Below are 18,767 nucleotides of genomic sequence, written 5' to 3' on the forward strand. Positions count from 1 at the left end.
TTAGATTATTGAGCAGCAGAAGCTGGAGCAGCTTCAGAAGCAGCAACGTCAGAAGCAGCAGCAGCAACGTCAGAAGCAGCAGCAGCAACGTCAGAAGCAGCAGCAGCAACGTCAGAAGCAGCAGCTTCAACAGCAGTAGTAGCTTCAGAAGCAGCAGCTACAGCTTCAGAAGCAGCAGCGTTAGCATCAGCAGCAGGAGCTTCTTCTTTCTTAGAGCAACCAACGAAAGCTAAAGTAGTAGCAATAGCAGCAGCAACAGCGAATTTTTTGAATAACATGGCATCACTCTCATAAAATTGTGAGATTAAAAAAAACCTAGAGTTAGTCTGTTTGTGCTTTTATTATTCCTAAACGCTTTAGGTAACAACGCAGGGAGCAGCCTAACTGGTCTGTCGCTATCCTATCAAAGCAGATCATGAATTACTACTGTTCTGTCCAACAAAACAACAAAAATGGGCAGAATTTGGCTATTTTTTGATAGAAAAAAACTATGGAAATTAAGATTAAAATCGGTATTTTATGGTTTTTATCATTGTAATTAATTTTAAATTTATTAAAAACAATGGTTTATTGTTTTATTGGAATTTTAAAATAATCTGTAAATATTATGTAAGTTTGTCAACCAAATAAAAAAGGCTACCATAAAAGTAGCCTTTTTAATCCACTAATCTTATGTAGATGCTTTACGTTTCATTTGATCAAAGAAGTCATCATTAGTTTTGGTTTCCTTCATACGATCTAATAAGAATTCCATTGCAGCAAGTTCATCCATAGGGTGAAGCAATTTGCGTAAAATCCAAACTTTGCGTAAATTTTCTTCACCCATTAGGCGCTCTTCACGACGAGTTCCAGATTTTTTGATATTCATTGCAGGGAATACACGTTTCTCTGCAATACGGCGATCAAGTGTAATTTCTTGGTTACCTGTACCTTTAAATTCTTCGTAAATCACGTCATCCATTTTACTGCCTGTTTCGATCAAAGCAGTTGAAATAATGGTTAGAGAACCACCTTCTTCGATGTTACGTGCAGCACCGAAGAAACGTTTAGGGCGTTCTAATGCATGAGCATCCACACCACCGGTTAATACCTTACCTGATGATGGGATCACAGTGTTGTAGGCACGCGCAAGACGAGTAATTGAGTCAAGTAAAATCACAACGTCTTTTTTATGCTCAACTAAACGTTTTGCTTTCTCAATCACCATTTCTGCAACCTGAACATGGCGAGCAGGTGCTTCATCAAATGTTGATGCCACAACTTCACCGCGAACAGTACGTTCCATTTCTGTAACTTCTTCAGGGCGTTCATCAATCAAAAGTACGATTAAGAACACTTCGGGATTATTACGCACAATGGATTGAGCAATGTTTTGTAATAGCATTGTTTTACCCGCTTTAGGCGGTGCAACAATAATAGAACGTTGACCTTTACCAATCGGAGCAACCAAATCGACCACACGAGCTGTGAGATCTTCAGTTGTACCGTTGCCCAATTCCATAATCAGTTGTTCTGTTGGGAAGAGAGGGGTTAAGTTCTCGAATAAAATTTTATTACGCGAGTTCTCAGGTGTGTCATAGTTAATTTGATTAACTTTTAGTAATGCAAAGTAACGTTCGCCTTCTTTTGGTGGACGAATAGTACCTGTAATAGTATCGCCTGTGCGTAAGTTAAAACGGCGAATTTGAGATGGGCTGACATAGATATCATCTGGTCCTGCTAAATATGAACCAGCAGCAGAGCGTAAAAAGCCAAAACCATCTGAAAGAATTTCGAGAACACCATCACCAAAAATTTCTTCGCCATTCATGGCATGGCGTTTTAAAATGGCAAAAATAATATCTTGTTTACGGTTACGTGCCATGCCTTCAAGGCCCATAAACTCCGCAATTTTAATGAGTTCGCCAATGGGTTTTTTCTTGAGTTCAGTTAAGTTCATAAGTGGTCAGACAGAATGGAATAAGTGGAGGAGTGTTTGGAAAGAATAAAAAATCGACCGCATACATACATGCTGATGTAATTGCATAGTTACACAACCACAATTCAGTAGTCTGGTTCATTGTTTCAGAGAGAAATGTGAAAACAATTATTATTGCCGAGCGGCGATCTTATGTTTGTGTCTTGTAAGAAACGCGATGAAGTAGATTCCATTCAAAGCTTCTTGATCCAAGAATATAAGCGAAACTAAGAAATTTGTCAATTTTTACTGAGAAATACGTCGCTTAATTTAGACGTATTTCTCTTGTTTATACGGTCAAAATCTCATTAGATATTTTGATCAATAAATGCTGCAAGTTTAGAACGAGGTGCTGCGCCGACTTGTTGAGCAACAACTTCGCCATTTTTAAACATTAATAATGCTGGAATGTTACGAATGTTGTACTTCACAGCAGTGTCTTCACATGCAGTCACGTCAACTTTAACGATTTTGACTTTTCCTGCATATTCATTTGAAAGGTCTTCTAGCACTGGTGCAATGGCTTTACATGGTGCACACCAGCCAGCCCAGAAGTCAACAAGTACAGGAGTTTCAGCATCTAAAACATCTGCTTGGAAGTTTTCATCAGTTGTATTAACAATAGTCGCAGACATAAGGTTACTCCAAATTTAATAAATAAAGTGCAAATTCGTTCATCATCAGCATGAATATTACATTGCTACTTTACTCAATGTAAGGGTTTGTTCTGATTATTCAAGTTTCAAAATGAAAAGTCTAATGGATGCTCACGATGTTGATTATCGGCTTCTACAATCATTTATAGCTTAAAAGCGAAAATACGCACCTATTATTGCTTAAAATGACTTTAAAATTATTGGCGTGTGAATTACTCTAATGCGTGAATTGAGCATAGGTTTATATGAATAATGTCTGATTTTCTGATTGATGAAGAATTACTTGCTGCAATTGATATGGGATCAAATAGTTTCCACTTGGCGATTGCTCGTGTTGATCACGGTGAAGTGAAAAAAGTTGCTTCAATGTCAGAAAAAGTACAATTAGCGGCTGGACTGGATGAAAATAAAAATTTAACTGAAGCTGCGCAACAGCGTGGACTTGCGTGTTTGGCTCGTTTTGTAGGTCGTTTAAGCTCTGTTCAAGCAAATCGTCTAAGAATTGTGGCGACGAATGCTTTAAGACAAGCAAAAAATGGTCATGAATTTATTCAAAAAGCAGCTGAAATTTTACCAAAACCAATTGAAATTATTGCTGGACGTGAAGAAGCGCGTCTAATTTATTTAGGCGTTTCACACACGATGGCGAATGGTGGTCGACGTTTAGTAATTGATATTGGTGGTGGTTCAACAGAGTTCATTATCGGCGAAGAGTTTGAACCGTTACACACTGAATCTTTGCAAATGGGTTGTGTCGCTTACAGTAAAGCTTATTTTGCTGATGGTGAGATTTCAAGCAAGGCTTTTGATAAAGCTGTTGTCGCAGCGCGTAAAGAACTCTCTGCGATTGCAAATACCTATAAAGCAGAAGGTTGGGATACTGTTGTTGGCTCAAGTGGAACAATCAAAGCTTGTCGTCAAATTACTGTAAATCTTGGTTTGAGCGATGAACAAGAAAATTTAACTCGTGAAGGTTTATATAAGTTAAAAGATCGTTTGCTCAAATTTAAACATATTTCTGAAATTGATTTTGAAGGTCTACGTGAAGATCGACGAGCAGTTTTGCCAGCAGGTCTTGCGATTTTATATGCCATTTTTGAAGTTTTAGAGCTGGATAAATTGGCATATTCTGATGGTGCTTTACGTGAAGGCGTAATGTATGACTTACTTGGTCGCTTTAAACATGAAGATATTCGTGACCGAAGTGTGCAAGCTTTAATGGGACGTTATAATGCTGACCCCAAGCAAGCGGAACGTGTCGTAAATACAGCACAACAGTTATTTGATGGTGTGGCGGATGCTTTAAATTTAACGACTGAAGACAGTGACTTACTGCGTCGTGCGGCTTATTTGCATGAGATCGGCTTAGCAATTAGTCATGGTGGATACCATCGTCATGGCGCATATTTATTACAGCACTCCGATATTCCGGGTTTTTCACAAATTGATCAAAATCATCTATCTCATTTAGTTTCACATCATCGTCGTAAGTTACGTGCTGATGCAAAAAATGACGTTCTAAAAGTTGGTGGTAGTCATTTATTGTATCTGTGCTTGTTGCTTCGTCTCGCTGTTTTGCTGAACCATAGTCGTAGTGATCAGATGCTTCCTGCCATTGAACTGAGCGTTGGAAATGATCAACAATGGCAACTCAGCGTTTCTGGTGATGCTAAACAATGGCCTTTATTGGTTGCAGACTTGCATGATGAGCAAGTGCAATTTAAACATTGGGACATTGAGTTAAATATTCAGTCAGACAATTTTGTTGATTAACAATATATCCTTGTTAGGGATTATCTACGACTTATGAAAAATAAAGCGACTCAGTCCAAGGCTTGGGCTACGGTTCAAATTGCACGACATCCTGAACGTCCGCAATTTCTAGATTATGTCAGTGAAATCTTTACTGAATTTGATGCTCTTCATGGCGACCGTTTATATGGTGACGATGGTGCTATGATTGGTGGTTTAGCCCGCTTCGATGGGCAGCCAGTGATGGTGGTTGGTCAACATCGTGGTCGCAGTACGCGTGAAAAATTACAACATAACTTCGGTATGTGTAATCCAGAAGGTTATCGTAAATCACAGCGTTTACTTGATATGGCTGAACGTTTTAATCTCCCAGTATTTACTTTTGTCGATACCATGGGTGCTTATCCTGGTGTAGGTGCCGAAGAGCGTGGTCAAGCAGAAGCGATTGCAACAAGTTTAGCGCAGCTTTCTAGTTTAAAAGTACCTGTGATTGCGACTGTGCTTGGCGAAGGCGGTTCTGGCGGGGCACTTGGTATTGGTGTCGCTGACCGCGTGATTATGCTATCGCATAGTATTTACTCAGTCATTTCACCTGAAGGCTGTGCTTCGATTTTATGGAAAACTGCGGACAAAGCTGCACAAGCCAGTGAAGCGCTTGCATTAACTGCCGACAAGCTGAAAGCTTTAGGTATTGTTGAGTATGTGGTGGATGAGGGTGAGGGTGCTCACTTACAGCCTGAAAAAGTCATGCATGATTTGAAAGATGTGTTAAAACTAGCCTTAAATGAATTGCAACCGATGGATGCACAAGAACGATGCGATGCACGTTATCAACGTTTAATGAAGTTTGGCAGCAGCAATTTAGGCATCGCGTCTTAGCACAAACTCAGCATTTTTCTGAACAAACTCAATTCTTAATTGGGTGCAGCGGCGGCATGGATTCCATGCTGTTGCTGTATCTGATGTCTGAACTTTTCCCCACCCGAACCCGCGCGATATATATTGATCATCAACTTCAATCGATGAGTGAAGAATGGGGCAATTTAGTACAAAAGCACGCTGATGCGCTAAAGATTCCTTGTATTTTGCAAAAAGTCTCAGTCGAGTCAGGTAATTTAGAGCAACAAGCACGAAATGCGCGCTATCAGGCTTATTGTAGACATTTAACTGAGAATGACATTTTAGTACTCGGGCATCATCAGCAAGATCAAGCGGAAACGCTGTTATTACGATTATTTTCTGGTGCAGGTGTCAATGGTTTGGCAGCGATGCAGCAAATTGATGTTCGGCAAGATATGACCATTTGGCGACCATTTTTAGATATCAGTCGTGAGAAAATTGAGCAATGGTCACAGCAACTGGGTTTTGATTATGTGACTGATCTCACTAATTACGATACGTACTATGATCGGGCATGGTGTCGAGAAGAGTTATGGCCTGTATTAGAAAATCGCTTCCCTAAAATGCAATCAGCTATGTCACGAACGAGTTATCTGATGCAAGATGCCGCAGAAATTTTAGATGATGTGCTGCAAAGTGATTGGAAATTATGTGCAACTGAGAATGAGCTGGATTTAACTTGTCTGTTGGAATTATCGGATGCACGACAACGTCAATTACTGTCCGCTTGGGTAAAAGGTAAGGATCAATATCGCCCAAGCTACGATATGGTACAACGCTTACAACAAGAGGTTATTCTGGCAAAGCCAGATGCCCAGGCAATTTTACATATCAATCAACACTATTTTGTTCGCTATCAGAAAAAATTATATCGTTTAACTCACAACCAATTATATGCAGAAAAACAATCTACCATTCTCCCTGCATTATTAGAGCGATATGAAATGGGTGAAACGATCAAAGTTGCGGCTGGAACGTTTAAAATCGAATCTCAAGTGATTGGGTTTTCATCCCAGCTTTTAGGGCGAGAGTTAAAGCTGCTGAAACGCCTAGGGGGGGAAAAAATTCATCTCTATGGTCGTGTTGGACATTGGCCACTGAAAAAAGCCATTCAAGATGCACAGATTTTGCCTTGGTTACGTCATACAATTCAAATATTAGTCGTAGATAATGTTATGCTTGGGGTTTTTAGCCCAAAGGGTTTTTGGTTGGCGCAATCTGATTATTTAGAACAGGGCGGTTGGCAACCAAGTTTAATTTCTGACTGCAATGACTTTTTTCAGCAGTCTTTTTCATATGATGAGTAGGACATGGCGACAACATTGAATCAAAATATTTGTTTTATTGGTGGTGGTAACATGGCGCAAGCCTTGATTGGTGGGCTACTTTCTCGTGGTTTACCGACGACCCGCATTACCGTTTCTGATCCAGTCGAGCAAATTCGTCACATCTTAGAAGAAAAAAATATTCAAACCACAACAGACAATGTGGACGCAATTAAAAATGCGGACGTTGTGGTATTGGCGGTTAAACCCCAAGTTTTGGCAACGGTATTACAACCATTAAAAGACTTATTGTCAGATAAACTCGTGATTTCAATTATTGCAGGTGCTGAAATTCAAACGATTTCAGATTTAATTGGTGGTAGTCAGCGTATTGTTCGTGTAATGCCAAACACGCCAGCACTGGTACAAACGGGTGCGCATGGTATTTATGCATCTGAAGCAGTAAATGCTCAAGATCGTGAATTAACCAGTCAAATTTTGGCTGCGACAGGTTTAACCATTTGGGTAGACAATGAAGCGCAAATTGATGCAGTAACCGCAGTCTCTGGTTCTGGTCCAGCCTATTTCTTTTACTTGATGGAAAGTATGATTCGTGCAGGTAAAAACTTGGGCTTAGATGAGAAAGTCGCGACAGCATTGACCCTGCAAACAGCGTTGGGTGCGGCACAAATGGCGATTACTAGCTCAAATTCTCCAACAGAATTACGTAAAAATGTGACTTCTCCAAATGGTACAACGCAAGCAGCTCTAGAAGTGTTTGATCGTGCGCAGATTTCACAAAATATTCAAGCAGCGCTTGCAGCAGCTCAGAAGCGTAGCCAAGAGCTTGCACAAGAGTTGAGTGACAAGACTAAATCGGTTTAAGTAGGATAAGACAATTATGGGTGCAAGTTCTGCGCTAATTTTTGGTGTTTTGATCAATGTTGCAATTTTATTGGTCTTTTTCCGTTTTTTAATGCAATTAGCGGCAGTCAGTCCATACAATCCTGTGGTCCTTTCAACCGTGAAAGCGACCAAGATTGTTGATGTTTTTAGCCGTATTTTTCCCACTCTAGGCAAGGGGCGTGTTAATTTAGCCGCAGTTGCTTTGTTGGTGGTATTGTACTTACTGAAAATTTTTGGGTTGATGTATTTGTCAGGACAAATGCCACATAGCGCAGTGTATCTTGTGATCACGACATTTGTGACGATGATCCAAGATTTAATTCGTTTCTGTCGTTATTTGATTTTTGCAACAATCATTTTGAGTTGGGTGGTGATGTTTACGCAGTCACGATCACCTTATATTGAAGTGATTCAGGAGCTTGCAGAACCTTTACTTGCCCCATTTCGTCGTCTGTTACCGAATATGGGGATGATTGATTTATCTCCAATTTTGGCTTTCTTAGCTTTATATATTGCTGAGATCTTAATGAATGAAGCAGCTAAAGTTCTTTTAACAGGTCTTTAATCTGCTTCAAAAATAAAAAAAGGATTGTGTAAAACACAATCCTTTTTTTATTGCTCACGTATTAGTGAGCAGCATCCCAGTTAAGGCCCTGTCCAACTTCAACCACAAATGGCACTGAAATTTCCAATACAGACTGCATCACTTTAGTAATCTGTTTTGAAAGTTCATCCGCAATGGCGACATCTGCTTCAAATACCAATTCATCGTGAACTTGTAATAACAGCTTAGCCTGATCTTTTGGTAGGACTTTATCAACTGCAATCATGGCAAGTTTAATGATATCAGCAGCACTTCCTTGCAATGGTGCATTGATTGCTGCACGTTCAGCTGCCTGTTTGATCATTTTATTGGTTGCCATAATGTCGGGCGTATATAAACGACGACCTAAAATGGTTTCAACAAAGCCTTGTTCACGTGCGATCTGGCGAGTACGTTCCATATAGTCAAGTACACCCGGATAGCGTTGGAAATAACGTGCAATATAGCTACGAGATTCTTCGCGTGTAAAACCCAGTTGACGTGTAAGACCAAACTCAGACATTCCGTAGAGTAAACCAAAGTTAACGGCTTTGGCTTGTCGACGTTGATCATGGGTGACATCTTCAATTGCAATTCCCAATACTTCTGATGCGGTACGACGGTGTACGTCTTGACCTTGTTGGAAAGCATGGACTAAAGCATCATCCTGAGAGAAATGTGCCATTAAGCGTAGCTCAATTTGTGAATAATCGGCTGCGAGTAATACACGACCTTCAGGCGCAATAAATGCTTTACGAATCTGACGACCAATTGGTGTACGAATTGGAATATTTTGCAAATTTGGATCAGTGGAAGATAAACGCCCAGTTGCCGTGAGTGCTTGGTGATAACTAGTATGTACACGATGCGTTGCATCATGTGATTGCTCGATCAAGCGATCAGTATAAGTATTTTTGAGTTTTGCTAATCCGCGATGTTCTAAAATAACTTCAGCTAAGGGATGTTCAATTTTCTCTAAAATACTTTCACTGGTACTGTATTGACCCGTGGCAGTTTTCTTACCACCTTTAAGTCCAAGCTTATCAAATAGGACTTCACCCACTTGTTTAGGTGATGCGATATTAAATGCTTCACCTGCTAATTCCGTTGCTTGGTTTTCTAAAGTTTGAATCGTTTCAGAGAACTCAACACTGAGTTGATCCAAAAATTGATGATCCAGTTTAATTCCATCTTCTTCCATACCTGTGAGTACACGAGCAACAGGCATTTCGATGTTATGCAAAATATTGACCAGTTCAGGATGGCTTTGCAGTTTTGCTTTTAAGACCTCATAAAGACGATAAGTGACATGTGCATCTTCAGCAGCATAATGTGCCGCTATTTCTAATTCAATTTGATTAAAGGTTTTTTGCTTTACACCTTTACCTGCGATTTGTTCAAAAGTAGTGGTCAAATGGCTGAGATAAACACGTGCTACATCATCCATCCCATGACGAGTTGCCGCTGCATTGAGTACATACGAGGCAAGCATAGTATCGAAATACCAGCCTTGAATCGTGATACCGTGATTAGCAAAAATATGCGCATCATATTTTAAATGATGACCAATTTTCTTGATTTGCTCATTTTCTAAAATTGGTTTGATCTGAGCTAATAATGTTTCACGATTCAGTTGTTCAGGGGCACCTTCATAATCGTGTGCAACAGGAACGTAATAAGCATCTTTGGCATCAAATGCGACCGAGAAACCCACCAGTTCAGCGATACGATAATCTAGGTTGGTGGTTTCCGTATCAATCGCAAAATGATCGGCTTGCTGCATACGTTGTAATAATGCATCCCAATCTTGTTGGTTCAATACCGTATGATAAGTCGCATTACCGAGTTGATCATCTTGACTGGAAAGGCTGGCATGATCTTCGGCAATCACTTGCTCAATTTTCTGTTCGGCTTTGACAATACTTTGAGATGTTTGTTGGTAAGCTGAATTATTTGGATTGTTGGGATGGTCTAAAGATTGTAATTGGTTACGGAATTCTAGTTCTGTATAGAGGTCACGTAATTGATCTACATTTGGATTGGCGAGTTTAAGGTCATGCCAATCTAAAGCTAAATCTAGATCACAGACAATACTGGCCAGTTGATGGTCAATCTTAATATTCTCTAAATTGTCTTTAATATTTTGGCTGATTTTGCCTTTCAGTTGATCAACATTGGCAATAATATTATTTAATGAACCATATTCAGTCAGTAGTTTTGCGGCAGTTTTTGCGCCTACACCTGGCACTCCCATAATACCGTCAGAAGCATCTCCCATTAGGGTGAGATAATCAATAATTTGATGTGGATGCACACCGAATTTCTCAAGCACCCCCGCTTCATCCAAAACACGTTCTTTAAAACTATCTTCAAGTTTAACGTGTTCATTAACCAATTGTGCCATGTCTTTGTCACCTGTTGAGATTAAGACATGGTGACCTTCAGCCAATCCACGTTTAGTGAGTGTGCCAATAATATCATCGGCTTCTGCACCCGGAAGACTATACAGAGGAATGCCTTGAGCTTTGATCAATGCATGTAAATAGGGAATTTGTTGAGATAATTCCTCAGGCATGCTTGGGCGATCACCTTTATAAATAGGTGATAATTTGTGGCGGAAAGTTGGTTCTGGTGTATCAAAAATCACAGCCATATGAGTAGGCTGAGTACGACGCATTAACTTTTGAATTGCTGAAATTGCGCCACGGATTGCGTTGGTGTGTAAACCTGTAGAGGTTGTTAATGGCGGTAAAGCGTGAAAAGCACGAAATAAAAAATAAGACCCGTCAACCAAGACAAAAGGTGGCATTATGCAAATCCTTATGATGAACTAAATGCCATTTTACGTGAAAAAGTAGTGGCTGTCCTTGTTGTCTTCTAGAGCAGTGGCAAACTGTGTCGCGTTAAATAATTGCAGTATTTTGTATGTAAAAATGGCTGCTTATCAAGTGATCAAGTAAGATAACTTAAATGAAGGTGTCATAATTGATCTAAGTCTATGTATAAAAAAAATAAACAGGGAATTATTATCGTTTTAGTTGCTTTGACGGTGCTGCTTGCTTGCGCAATTGCATTTCAATGGCATGGAGCGATTGTTGCTGCAACAATTGGATTAACTGTTGTTATTGTGCACGTTATTTCAGAAATTCATCAGCGCTTACGCCAGCTAGAGCAGGCCGCGCCAAGTTTTTTTGCACAATCAGCGAATATAAATGGGCAAAAAATTATTATTTATGCTGCGGCACTCGTGGCACTTTTTGCTTACGCCAATACGTGGATGTGGTTAGCTGGCGGTGCATTATTGGTATTAATGCTATGTTTAATCCAAACGATCAGTGCATTTCAAACTCGACTGACTCATTTAGAACAATATGCAAATGTAGAGACTGACATAGAGGCTTTAGCTCAGCAAAAGATCAACGCCCAAAATATTGAACGGTATCTTGATGAAGCCAAGAAGACAGAAACTCAGACACCAGTTTTTGAACAACATCCTGCGTGGATGAAAGCTGATTATCAGGCGATACCAAATCAAAATAGTCAGTCACCTGTTGATTTTGAGCATCAAGCAACAACTCAAACAGTATCCTGGTGGCAACCTGCACTTGATTGGATGATGCATGGCAATCCAATTTTACGCGTTGCAGTTGCAATATTAATGGTTGGCGTGGTGTTACTGTTACGCTTTGCTAGCGAGCATTGGCAATTAAGCTTGGGTGTGAAACTGAGTTTTATTGCTGTTGCTGGTGTTATTACGACCATTGCAGGTTATTTACTACAAAAGAAAAACCAATTATTTGCTGTAGCTTTACAAGGCGTTGGTTTGGCAGTCGTTTTTTTGACCTTGATTTTCTCGCATCACTTCGCCGTGATTGCTAGCTTAAGTACAGCGAGTATTTTATTTGTAATTCTATTATTAGCGACGGTCTATCTCAGTTTAAAACAGCAAGCCTTGTATTTAGCGATGTTAGCTTTGAGCATGGCATATCTTGCACCACTGGTGATTCCACAAAATCATCCTGATGTGATTTTCTTATTTGGCTATTACTTTTTAATTAATTTAGCTGTTGCTGCGGTTAATTTTATTCAGCCGTGGAAAATTTTGCATCAAATCGCATTTTTTGCCACCATGTTTATCGGTGGCGCAACGATTGGGATCTATGCAAAAACATATCAGTTTGACACCTTGGATATGATCTTATGGCTGCATATTGCTTTATTCATTTGGTTAAGCATTCGCTATAGCCAACTAATGTTACGGACACAAACTCAAGATACAAGCATTGATCAGACAGTTCCTCAAAGTCATCAACGTTTACAGCCTATCTTAGATGTTGGGCTTATTTTTAGTGTTCCCGTACTTGGTTTTTCCTTGCATGCATATTTAATGCATAACTCGACTCAAGCATTAACTTGGGGAGCTGTTGCATTAGCCATTGTGTACATCGCATTAAATCTATGGATTAAACGTCAACATCCGCAATTATCTATCTTGGCAAAAAGTTTCTTTATTCTTGCAGTGGTTTTTACGGCATTAATTTTCCCATTGGCTAAAGGGGCACATTGGACTTCAACGGGTTGGGTGATTCAAGGTACAGCATTAATTGTCTGGGGAGTAACTGAACGTTATCGTTTAAGTCGTTATGTGGGTGTTGTATTGGTGCTTTTAAGTTCAGTGGCACTTATTTTCCAAGTTTGGTCAAATGACCACTTTCCGATACTCAGTACAGTCATCTATGCAATCGCTCAGTTTATTTCAGCTTACTATTTATTAAATTATCAACAAGTTGAAAAATATTTTAGTGCTCGAATGCTCAGTGGAATTTTTTTAGCATTGGGCATGTATGCAGGAGCGATTGCAGGCGTTGAATTGATACAGTGGCAACAATATGGACTGAGCCCATATTTAGCAATAGCAGTTTTATTATTGGCTTCTTTCAGTCTAGTCGTTCACTTCACATCAAGATTACAGTGGGACAATGTACAGCTGATCTTATTGGGGAGTTTATTATTTCTGCTTTATGGTGAAAGTTTTGCAGAGAATGTGTATTCCGTGTTGCATTGGTCGAGTAAGTTAAATCAAGTCAGCTTTGCGGTTGCTTCGGTTGTATTGGCTCTAATGTTAATCACTTTGAAGAGTACTATTTCAAAGGAAAAACTTATTATATGGTCAAGCTTATTGTGGTTAAGTTTGGCGAGTATTGGTTTGGCGGTTTTCCCAATTATGCCATTGATTGGATTAGCCCTCATTCCAGTGTTGTATGGAATATTTTTAATAACCACTAAAAATACCCAACTTCTACAACAAATACCCGTGCTTAGTTTAAGCCTAGTTTGGTTAATCCTGATTAGTTTAGATATACATTCTGCTGAACAATATTATTTTTTACCTTTATTAAATCTTACTGATATTTTCTCCTTATTGATCTTCATCGGACTGATTTGGACAATCTACCATTATAAGTTGAGTGATGAGCATTCAATAGAATGGGGCTTTAAAGTCACCACTATTTTAGTTGGCTTATTGGTTTTGAGTAGTATTGTTGTACGTGCGATGCATCATTATCTTGGGACGCCACTATGGGGTATCGAGATTTGGTCGAATGGCGATGTGCAGTTGAGTTTGACTTTGTTGTGGGTGATTTTGGCTTTTGTTCTGATGACATTTTCAAGTCGCCGTCATATTCGACAAATCTGGTTTGTTGGAGCTGCATTATTGGCAATTGTCGTCGCTAAATTATTGCTGCTTGATCTATCGCAAAGTGGCACATTGACTCGTGTCATTTCATTTATTGGTTCAGGTGCAATCATGCTTGTGATTGCTTATCTTGCACCGTTACCACCAGCACTTGAGGAATCTGAGAAAGAGAGTTGATTATTTCTCTTTCTCCGCTTTTTTCAGTTCTTTTTGATTTGCATATTGATCAACTTCGTCATCCTCTAATGGTAAAGGGCGATCAATTAAGCCCATTTTAGGTACAGGAATTTCAATTTGATTTTCTAAGAAACCATTACGGACACGTTCTTGCATTTCATCGCGAACTTTCAATGCATTTTCCTGTCTACACCATACCGCAAAAAGGAGTTCAATCGATGACTCCCTAAATGCTGTTACGGTAACGGTTGCTTTCGGATCATCCATGACCAAAGGATATTTAGCAGCAACATCTAAAAGTACTTGTCGTACTTTGATAATGTCTTCATGGAAATTGATCGCCAATGTAATTGGAATACGCCGTATTGGGTATTTTGATAAATTCATGACGGGTGTTCGAATCAATTGTTCGTTTGGTAGGCGAATATACACATTATCTAGTGTTAGTAATTTAACTGAGAGGAGGTCAATTGAAATGACTTGTCCTTCAATCGTTTGTCCGCGAATTAAGGTAATTTGAATCGTATCACCAACTTCAAATGAACCTTCTCCGATCAAAAATAAACCACTGATCAAGTTGGTTGCCGATGTTTGTGATGCAAAACCCAAAGCAACGGTCAGAATTCCTGCTGCACCCAAGAACACGCTGAGTTTAAATCCAGCCTCTCTTAAGCTGGTCATAATAAATAACAGGAAAATAAAATAAAAAATCCCTCTACGCCATAGCAAGCGTTGATGGGCATTAAAACGATTTCCAATTGTACGAATGAAGGCATTCGATACCAGTCTTGCGATTACAAAACCAATAAACGCTAAAATAATCGCAACAACGATTTCACTTAAGCGTTCGAAGTTAATATTGGTGAAAATACTGGTGAGGCTACTAGCAACATCCTTGGGAATATTTGAGTCGGGCATAGCAACCTCTTAAAAGAATGAATCAAACATATTGAATAAGGTACTGCCAGGCGCACGAGGAGGATGTACATAAATCACTTCACCCGCTTGAGTTGGGGTTTTATTCTCAATCCGAATACGTGCTGGATGATCTGTCCCTTCGTAATAGACTTTGATTTGTGAGGTCCATAAACGACCTGTACTTTCACTATAAAATAAAGGCAACGCAGGGACCGGGACATTCATACGGTCAAAACGCAATTGGTGATGACTGGTATTGTGGAACTCAATTGGAGTTACCGCACGGAAAGCACGCGGTTTGAGTAGATTCAAATCAATACGACCATCTACAGAAGTTGCGTAGCAGATCTCACCATTTTGTGGGTCTTTACCAAACCAAGTGTCTTTCGGTTGAATCACGGGAATATCAAATAAGGGCTCAGAAAGACCGTCAACCAAACCCGCAATCCACAAGGGTGTACTGATATATAAGGTTCCACGCTGGCCGGCAGGAATATAAATCGGGTCAACAGGTCGAATCACCACTGAGCGATCCGCCAAGCGAGGCATCAAATGAAAGATGCCATTGGTTTTGTGAAACATATAACGTTCAATTTTTGCAGGAGGTGGCATGGCAAATTCAATATCATTCAATATTCGCCACTGCTGCTCGTAGTCATACTGAAATTGAGGGCGATGATATTCCAAACGCCACTCTTTGATGCCGCGAGTGAGACGAAAGAGCAATGAACCGAATTGCCACGCTTTGGCCTGTTGAATTTCGAATTGTTGTTCGCCCCACCATTTCAAAGTGTCAGAATGGGGAGCTTGATATTGATTATTTTGAGACAAGATGCAAAATTCCTGTGTGAGTATGCTAAACAGACTTCACGCTGTAATCTGCTTAGAGTACACTCAATACTTTCTCTTATCATTATTTGTGTGATGCAAATACTTAAACAAATACAAATTCCTTATAGTTTTGCTAAACGACATGGCGTTTTATTACGTTATGAAGGTGACCAAATTTTTATTGTGCGACGGAAGGACACCGCGCGTATTGCTTTGCAGGAAGCACGTCGAATTTTGGGGAAATCGGCTCACGATCAATTATGTACTGATCAAGAGTTCCATGCTCTATTGAGTTCGAGTTATGCAGGGGATACAGGTGAGTCACAACAAGTGGCTGCGGGTCTAGAAGATCATCCAGATTTATTAAGTTTGGCAGACCAAGTGCCTGAAGCTGAAGACTTGATGGATCAAGAAGATGATGCACCAATTGTTCGCCTAATTAATGCCTTATTGTCTGAAGCGATTCGTGTCAGCGCATCTGATATTCATATTGAAGCCTTTGAGAAAAAACTTTCGGTACGATTACGTGTAGATGGTCAACTGCGTGAAATTGTACAGCCACGCCGTGAACTTGCGCCATTATTGGTATCACGTATTAAAGTCATGGCGAAACTGGATATTGCTGAAAAGCGAGTTCCACAAGATGGGCGTATTTCATTACGTTTAGCGGGACGTGAAGTGGATGTACGTGTATCGACTTTACCTTCTTCGCATGGTGAACGAGTGGTCATGCGTTTACTAGACAAGCAAGCTGGGCGTTTAAACATGACTCATCTTGGTTTAATGAAAAATGACTATGAGCGTTTAACGCAATTGGTACATCGCCCACATGGCATTATCTTGGTGACAGGCCCAACAGGTTCGGGTAAAACCACAACCTTGTATGCTGCATTGTCTGATCTTAATGACAATACACGTAATATTTTGACCGCCGAAGATCCGATTGAATATCAATTGGAGGGGATTGGTCAAACGCAGGTCAATACTAAAGTCGATATGACCTTTGCACGTGCATTAAAAGCGATGCTACGCCAAGATCCAGATGTGGTGATGGTGGGTGAGATTCGTGATCTTGAAACTGCTGAAATTGCGGTACAAGCCTCTTTAACGGGTCACTTAGTGCTATCAACACTGCATACCAATACGGCAATTGGTGCGGTAACACGTTTAAAAGACATGGGGATCGAACCATTCTTGTTGGCAAGTTCTTTGATAGGTGTTATTGCGCAACGTCTTGTTCGGACCTTGTGTCCACATTGCGTGACTTGGCGAAAAGCTGATGATTTTGAGCGACAAGTGTTTCAGCATCTCAAAGTTGATGAATATATGCAGTTGCCTGAACCGCATGGTTGTGAAAAATGTTCACATGTTGGCTTTAGCGGACGAACTGCAATTTATGAAATTGTGCCAGTAGATGAGTCGATGCGCCGTTTGATTCATGGTAATGCAGCTGAATTTGAGTTGGAAAATCATGCGCGTCGTCATGCAGCTTCGATTCGTGATGATGGTTTGCTCAAGGTTCTAGCAGGTAAAACCACATTAGAAGAAGTATTGCGTGTGACCAACGAAGCGGCTGAAGAATAATTAAGTTAAGCCCTTAAATAAAAAAACAGCATGGTGATCCATGCTGTTTTTCTTTGCGAAATGCTTATTCTGTGGTTACGATATTAAAATTCACATCAATATTGCCACGAGTCGCGTTTGAATATGGGCAAACAATGTGCGCTGCGGCAACCAATTGTTCAGCTTCAGCTTGTTCTATACCAATCAGATAAACATTTAAAGTGACTTCAATACCAAAGCCATTTGGAATTGGACCAATTCCCACTTCACCTTCAACATAAGCATCTTTCGTAATTTTGAATTTATCTCGATTTGCAACAAATTTCATTGCACCTAAGAAACATGCTGAATAACCCGCCGCAAAAAGCTGTTCAGGATTGGTAACTTCACCACCAGCACCGCCCATTTCTTTTGGAACACCTAATTTTACATCTAAGACACCGTCTGATGAAGTTGCACGACCATCACGACCACCTGTAGCTTTTGCTTTTGCGCGATAAACGACTTGTTCTAGAGACATGATTTTTATTCCTGAATAAATATTGTGTACAATTAAATCGTACACGATGTATTTGGGAATGCAAGTTATCGATTTGTAAACTTAGGTTCTATTGCGTGAGATGGTGACGTAATGTCGCAAGCTGATCTTTAAGCTCTGTAAGTGATGCGGTTGAACAGGCCGCTGCTTCTGAAATTTTGGATGGAATATCGACTGCTTCTAATTTTAAAGTATGACCTTGTAGTGTAAGAGAAATAATAACCTGTCTTTCATCTTCGACTGAGCGTTTGCGTGAAATTAGTTGTGAGGCTTCAAGTTTTTTTAATAATGGAGTGAGTGTGGAAGATTCTAAAAATAATCTTTCACCGATCTTAGAAACACTGAGTTGATCCCTTTCCCAAAGCACTAACATTACCAGATATTGAGGGTAAGTTAATCCGAGAGGAGAGAGCAATTGACGGTAGACTTGATTTAAGGCAAGGTTGGTTGAATAAATCAGAAAACAAAGCTGATTATCTAATCGTAATTGCTGATGTTCATCACCCATGCGCTTCTCAAACAGTATATTCATCTGATCAGTATATCGTGATCTGCTTATGATTAGTTACGCAGATTTTACATCAATAATTACCAAAGCTCAGCGATTTTTTTCATCAAACGCGCTCTATAACGTGCCGTTGGATTATTGGGATTATTGAGCGCTTCTTGTTCATAATATTGTTGCCATGCAACAATCATGTCTAAGGTTGCACCTTTTTGTTTGATAATGATGACATCCTCTCGCTGAATATTATCTAATCGTTGTCTCGCACCTTCAGCCCCAGTACCCCAACCAATCACCCATTGCCCAAAAGAATTTAGCGATAAATTTTGTGGCGTGGACAAGGTACTTTGTGAACTGGTATTGGTTTCAACTACGGCTGCATGAAGTTGTGCAATTGCCCCTATAAAAAATAAAAAAATGAAAATTACTTTAAACATAAATCAAACTTAATACGAATTAATTGAGGATATTACATCACGTATAGAATATGACCATTTGATCTTGTTCTACCATGATAA

The 18,767-nt window shown here is 39.8% G+C and carries 15 protein-coding genes and 1 pseudogene; 7 read left to right on the forward strand and 9 right to left on the reverse strand.

Annotation, left to right across the window (positions count from 1 at the left end; all coding sequences use genetic code 11):
* Window positions 1-77: 77 nt before the first annotated feature.
* The 3 genes and pseudogenes from ACN19N_RS02765 to trxA all read right to left on the reverse strand — a co-directional run.
* Window positions 78-278, reverse strand: a pseudogene (locus tag ACN19N_RS02765) (hypothetical protein); the annotation flags it as partial.
* A gap of 392 nt (window positions 279-670) precedes the next feature.
* A complete protein-coding gene (gene rho, locus ACN19N_RS02770) occupies window positions 671-1,939 on the reverse strand; it encodes a transcription termination factor Rho (protein ID WP_269229623.1) in 1,269 nt (422 codons plus the stop codon).
* Between the two features lie 326 nt (window positions 1,940-2,265).
* Entirely contained in the window at window positions 2,266-2,592 is a 327-nt protein-coding gene (trxA, locus tag ACN19N_RS02775) for a thioredoxin (protein ID WP_004675702.1), read from the reverse strand.
* Between the two features lie 273 nt (window positions 2,593-2,865).
* Between trxA and ppx the strand changes: the two genes are divergently transcribed.
* From ppx to ACN19N_RS02800, 5 genes are read left to right on the forward strand one after another with little or no spacing between them, the layout of a single operon-like run.
* The gene (gene ppx, locus ACN19N_RS02780) at window positions 2,866-4,386 is read left to right on the forward strand and encodes an exopolyphosphatase (protein ID WP_005214561.1); all 1,521 of its coding nucleotides are present in this window, start codon (window positions 2,866-2,868) and stop codon (window positions 4,384-4,386) included.
* Between the two features lie 33 nt (window positions 4,387-4,419).
* Entirely contained in the window at window positions 4,420-5,244 is an 825-nt protein-coding gene (locus ACN19N_RS02785; protein ID WP_269229625.1) for an acetyl-CoA carboxylase carboxyltransferase subunit alpha, read from the forward strand.
* Window positions 5,245-5,300: 56 nt separating this feature from the next.
* Complete coding sequence (tilS, locus tag ACN19N_RS02790; RefSeq protein ID WP_269230398.1) at window positions 5,301-6,572, forward strand: tRNA lysidine(34) synthetase TilS; 1,272 nt, start codon at window positions 5,301-5,303, stop codon at window positions 6,570-6,572.
* Between the two features lie 3 nt (window positions 6,573-6,575).
* Complete coding sequence (proC, locus tag ACN19N_RS02795; protein ID WP_269229626.1) at window positions 6,576-7,415, forward strand: pyrroline-5-carboxylate reductase; 840 nt, start codon at window positions 6,576-6,578, stop codon at window positions 7,413-7,415.
* A 16-nt stretch (window positions 7,416-7,431) separates the two neighbouring features.
* Window positions 7,432-8,001, forward strand: coding sequence for a YggT family protein (locus ACN19N_RS02800; protein ID WP_004664238.1), 570 nt, complete (start codon window positions 7,432-7,434; stop codon window positions 7,999-8,001).
* 61 nt (window positions 8,002-8,062) lie between these two features.
* On the opposite strand, the gene polA is transcribed toward ACN19N_RS02800, so the two are convergent.
* The gene (gene polA, locus ACN19N_RS02805) at window positions 8,063-10,828 is read right to left on the reverse strand and encodes a DNA polymerase I (RefSeq protein ID WP_420001926.1); all 2,766 of its coding nucleotides are present in this window, start codon (window positions 10,826-10,828) and stop codon (window positions 8,063-8,065) included.
* A gap of 189 nt (window positions 10,829-11,017) precedes the next feature.
* Here polA and ACN19N_RS02810 point away from each other — a divergent pair, with 189 nt between their 5' ends.
* Window positions 11,018-13,894, forward strand: a complete 2,877-nt coding sequence (locus tag ACN19N_RS02810; protein WP_420001927.1) for a DUF2339 domain-containing protein — start codon at window positions 11,018-11,020, stop codon at window positions 13,892-13,894.
* On the opposite strand, the gene ACN19N_RS02815 is transcribed toward ACN19N_RS02810, so the two are convergent.
* Together ACN19N_RS02815 and ACN19N_RS02820 are read right to left on the reverse strand one after the other, a co-directional pair.
* Window positions 13,895-14,812 carry a mechanosensitive ion channel family protein gene (locus ACN19N_RS02815; protein ID WP_269229629.1) on the reverse strand — a complete coding sequence of 306 codons (918 nt, stop codon included), beginning with the start codon at window positions 14,810-14,812 and terminating at the stop codon, window positions 13,895-13,897. It abuts the gene before it with no gap.
* Between the two features lie 9 nt (window positions 14,813-14,821).
* On the reverse strand, window positions 14,822-15,643 hold the full coding sequence (locus tag ACN19N_RS02820; RefSeq protein WP_269238503.1) for a hypothetical protein: 822 nt from the start codon (window positions 15,641-15,643) through the stop codon (window positions 14,822-14,824).
* Between the two features lie 93 nt (window positions 15,644-15,736).
* Here ACN19N_RS02820 and gspE point away from each other — a divergent pair, with 93 nt between their 5' ends.
* Window positions 15,737-17,227 carry a type II secretion system ATPase GspE gene (gspE, locus tag ACN19N_RS02825; RefSeq protein WP_420001928.1) on the forward strand — a complete coding sequence of 497 codons (1,491 nt, stop codon included), beginning with the start codon at window positions 15,737-15,739 and terminating at the stop codon, window positions 17,225-17,227.
* Between the two features lie 64 nt (window positions 17,228-17,291).
* Here the strand turns inward: gspE and ACN19N_RS02830 are convergent, their stop codons facing one another.
* The 3 genes from ACN19N_RS02830 to ACN19N_RS02840 all read right to left on the reverse strand — a co-directional run bounded on the left by ACN19N_RS02830 (window position 17,292) and on the right by ACN19N_RS02840 (window position 18,686).
* Window positions 17,292-17,726, reverse strand: coding sequence for an organic hydroperoxide resistance protein (locus ACN19N_RS02830; RefSeq protein WP_420001929.1), 435 nt, complete (start codon window positions 17,724-17,726; stop codon window positions 17,292-17,294).
* Window positions 17,727-17,814: 88 nt separating this feature from the next.
* A complete protein-coding gene (locus ACN19N_RS02835; protein WP_420001930.1) occupies window positions 17,815-18,252 on the reverse strand; it encodes a MarR family winged helix-turn-helix transcriptional regulator in 438 nt (145 codons plus the stop codon).
* An 80-nt stretch (window positions 18,253-18,332) separates the two neighbouring features.
* A complete protein-coding gene (locus tag ACN19N_RS02840; RefSeq protein WP_269238501.1) occupies window positions 18,333-18,686 on the reverse strand; it encodes a DUF4951 domain-containing protein in 354 nt (117 codons plus the stop codon).
* Window positions 18,687-18,767: the final 81 nt, after the last annotated feature.

The organism is Acinetobacter sp. LF10 (assembly GCF_048585715.1).
Taxonomy (GTDB): domain Bacteria; phylum Pseudomonadota; class Gammaproteobacteria; order Pseudomonadales; family Moraxellaceae; genus Acinetobacter.

Excerpts from the sequence above, each read along its gene's own strand:
- proC (WP_269229626.1), top strand. The coding sequence starts at position 6,576 with ATGGCGACAACATTGAATCAAAATATTTGTTTTATTGGTGGTGGTAAC.
- gspE (WP_420001928.1), top strand. The coding sequence starts at position 15,737 with ATGCAAATACTTAAACAAATACAAATTCCTTATAGTTTTGCTAAACGA.
- ACN19N_RS02800 (WP_004664238.1), top strand. The coding sequence starts at position 7,432 with ATGGGTGCAAGTTCTGCGCTAATTTTTGGTGTTTTGATCAATGTTGCA.
- ACN19N_RS02815 (WP_269229629.1), bottom strand. The coding sequence starts at position 14,812 with ATGCCCGACTCAAATATTCCCAAGGATGTTGCTAGTAGCCTCACCAGT.
- ACN19N_RS02840 (WP_269238501.1), bottom strand. The coding sequence starts at position 18,686 with ATGTTTAAAGTAATTTTCATTTTTTTATTTTTTATAGGGGCAATTGCA.
- rho (WP_269229623.1), bottom strand. The coding sequence starts at position 1,939 with ATGAACTTAACTGAACTCAAGAAAAAACCCATTGGCGAACTCATTAAA.
- ACN19N_RS02810 (WP_420001927.1), top strand. The coding sequence starts at position 11,018 with ATGTATAAAAAAAATAAACAGGGAATTATTATCGTTTTAGTTGCTTTG.
- tilS (WP_269230398.1), top strand. The coding sequence starts at position 5,301 with ATGGATTCCATGCTGTTGCTGTATCTGATGTCTGAACTTTTCCCCACC.
- ACN19N_RS02785 (WP_269229625.1), top strand. The coding sequence starts at position 4,420 with ATGAAAAATAAAGCGACTCAGTCCAAGGCTTGGGCTACGGTTCAAATT.
- polA (WP_420001926.1), bottom strand. The coding sequence starts at position 10,828 with ATGCCACCTTTTGTCTTGGTTGACGGGTCTTATTTTTTATTTCGTGCT.
- ACN19N_RS02835 (WP_420001930.1), bottom strand. The coding sequence starts at position 18,252 with ATGGGTGATGAACATCAGCAATTACGATTAGATAATCAGCTTTGTTTT.
- ppx (WP_005214561.1), top strand. The coding sequence starts at position 2,866 with ATGTCTGATTTTCTGATTGATGAAGAATTACTTGCTGCAATTGATATG.
- trxA (WP_004675702.1), bottom strand. The coding sequence starts at position 2,592 with ATGTCTGCGACTATTGTTAATACAACTGATGAAAACTTCCAAGCAGAT.
- ACN19N_RS02830 (WP_420001929.1), bottom strand. The coding sequence starts at position 17,726 with ATGTCTCTAGAACAAGTCGTTTATCGCGCAAAAGCAAAAGCTACAGGT.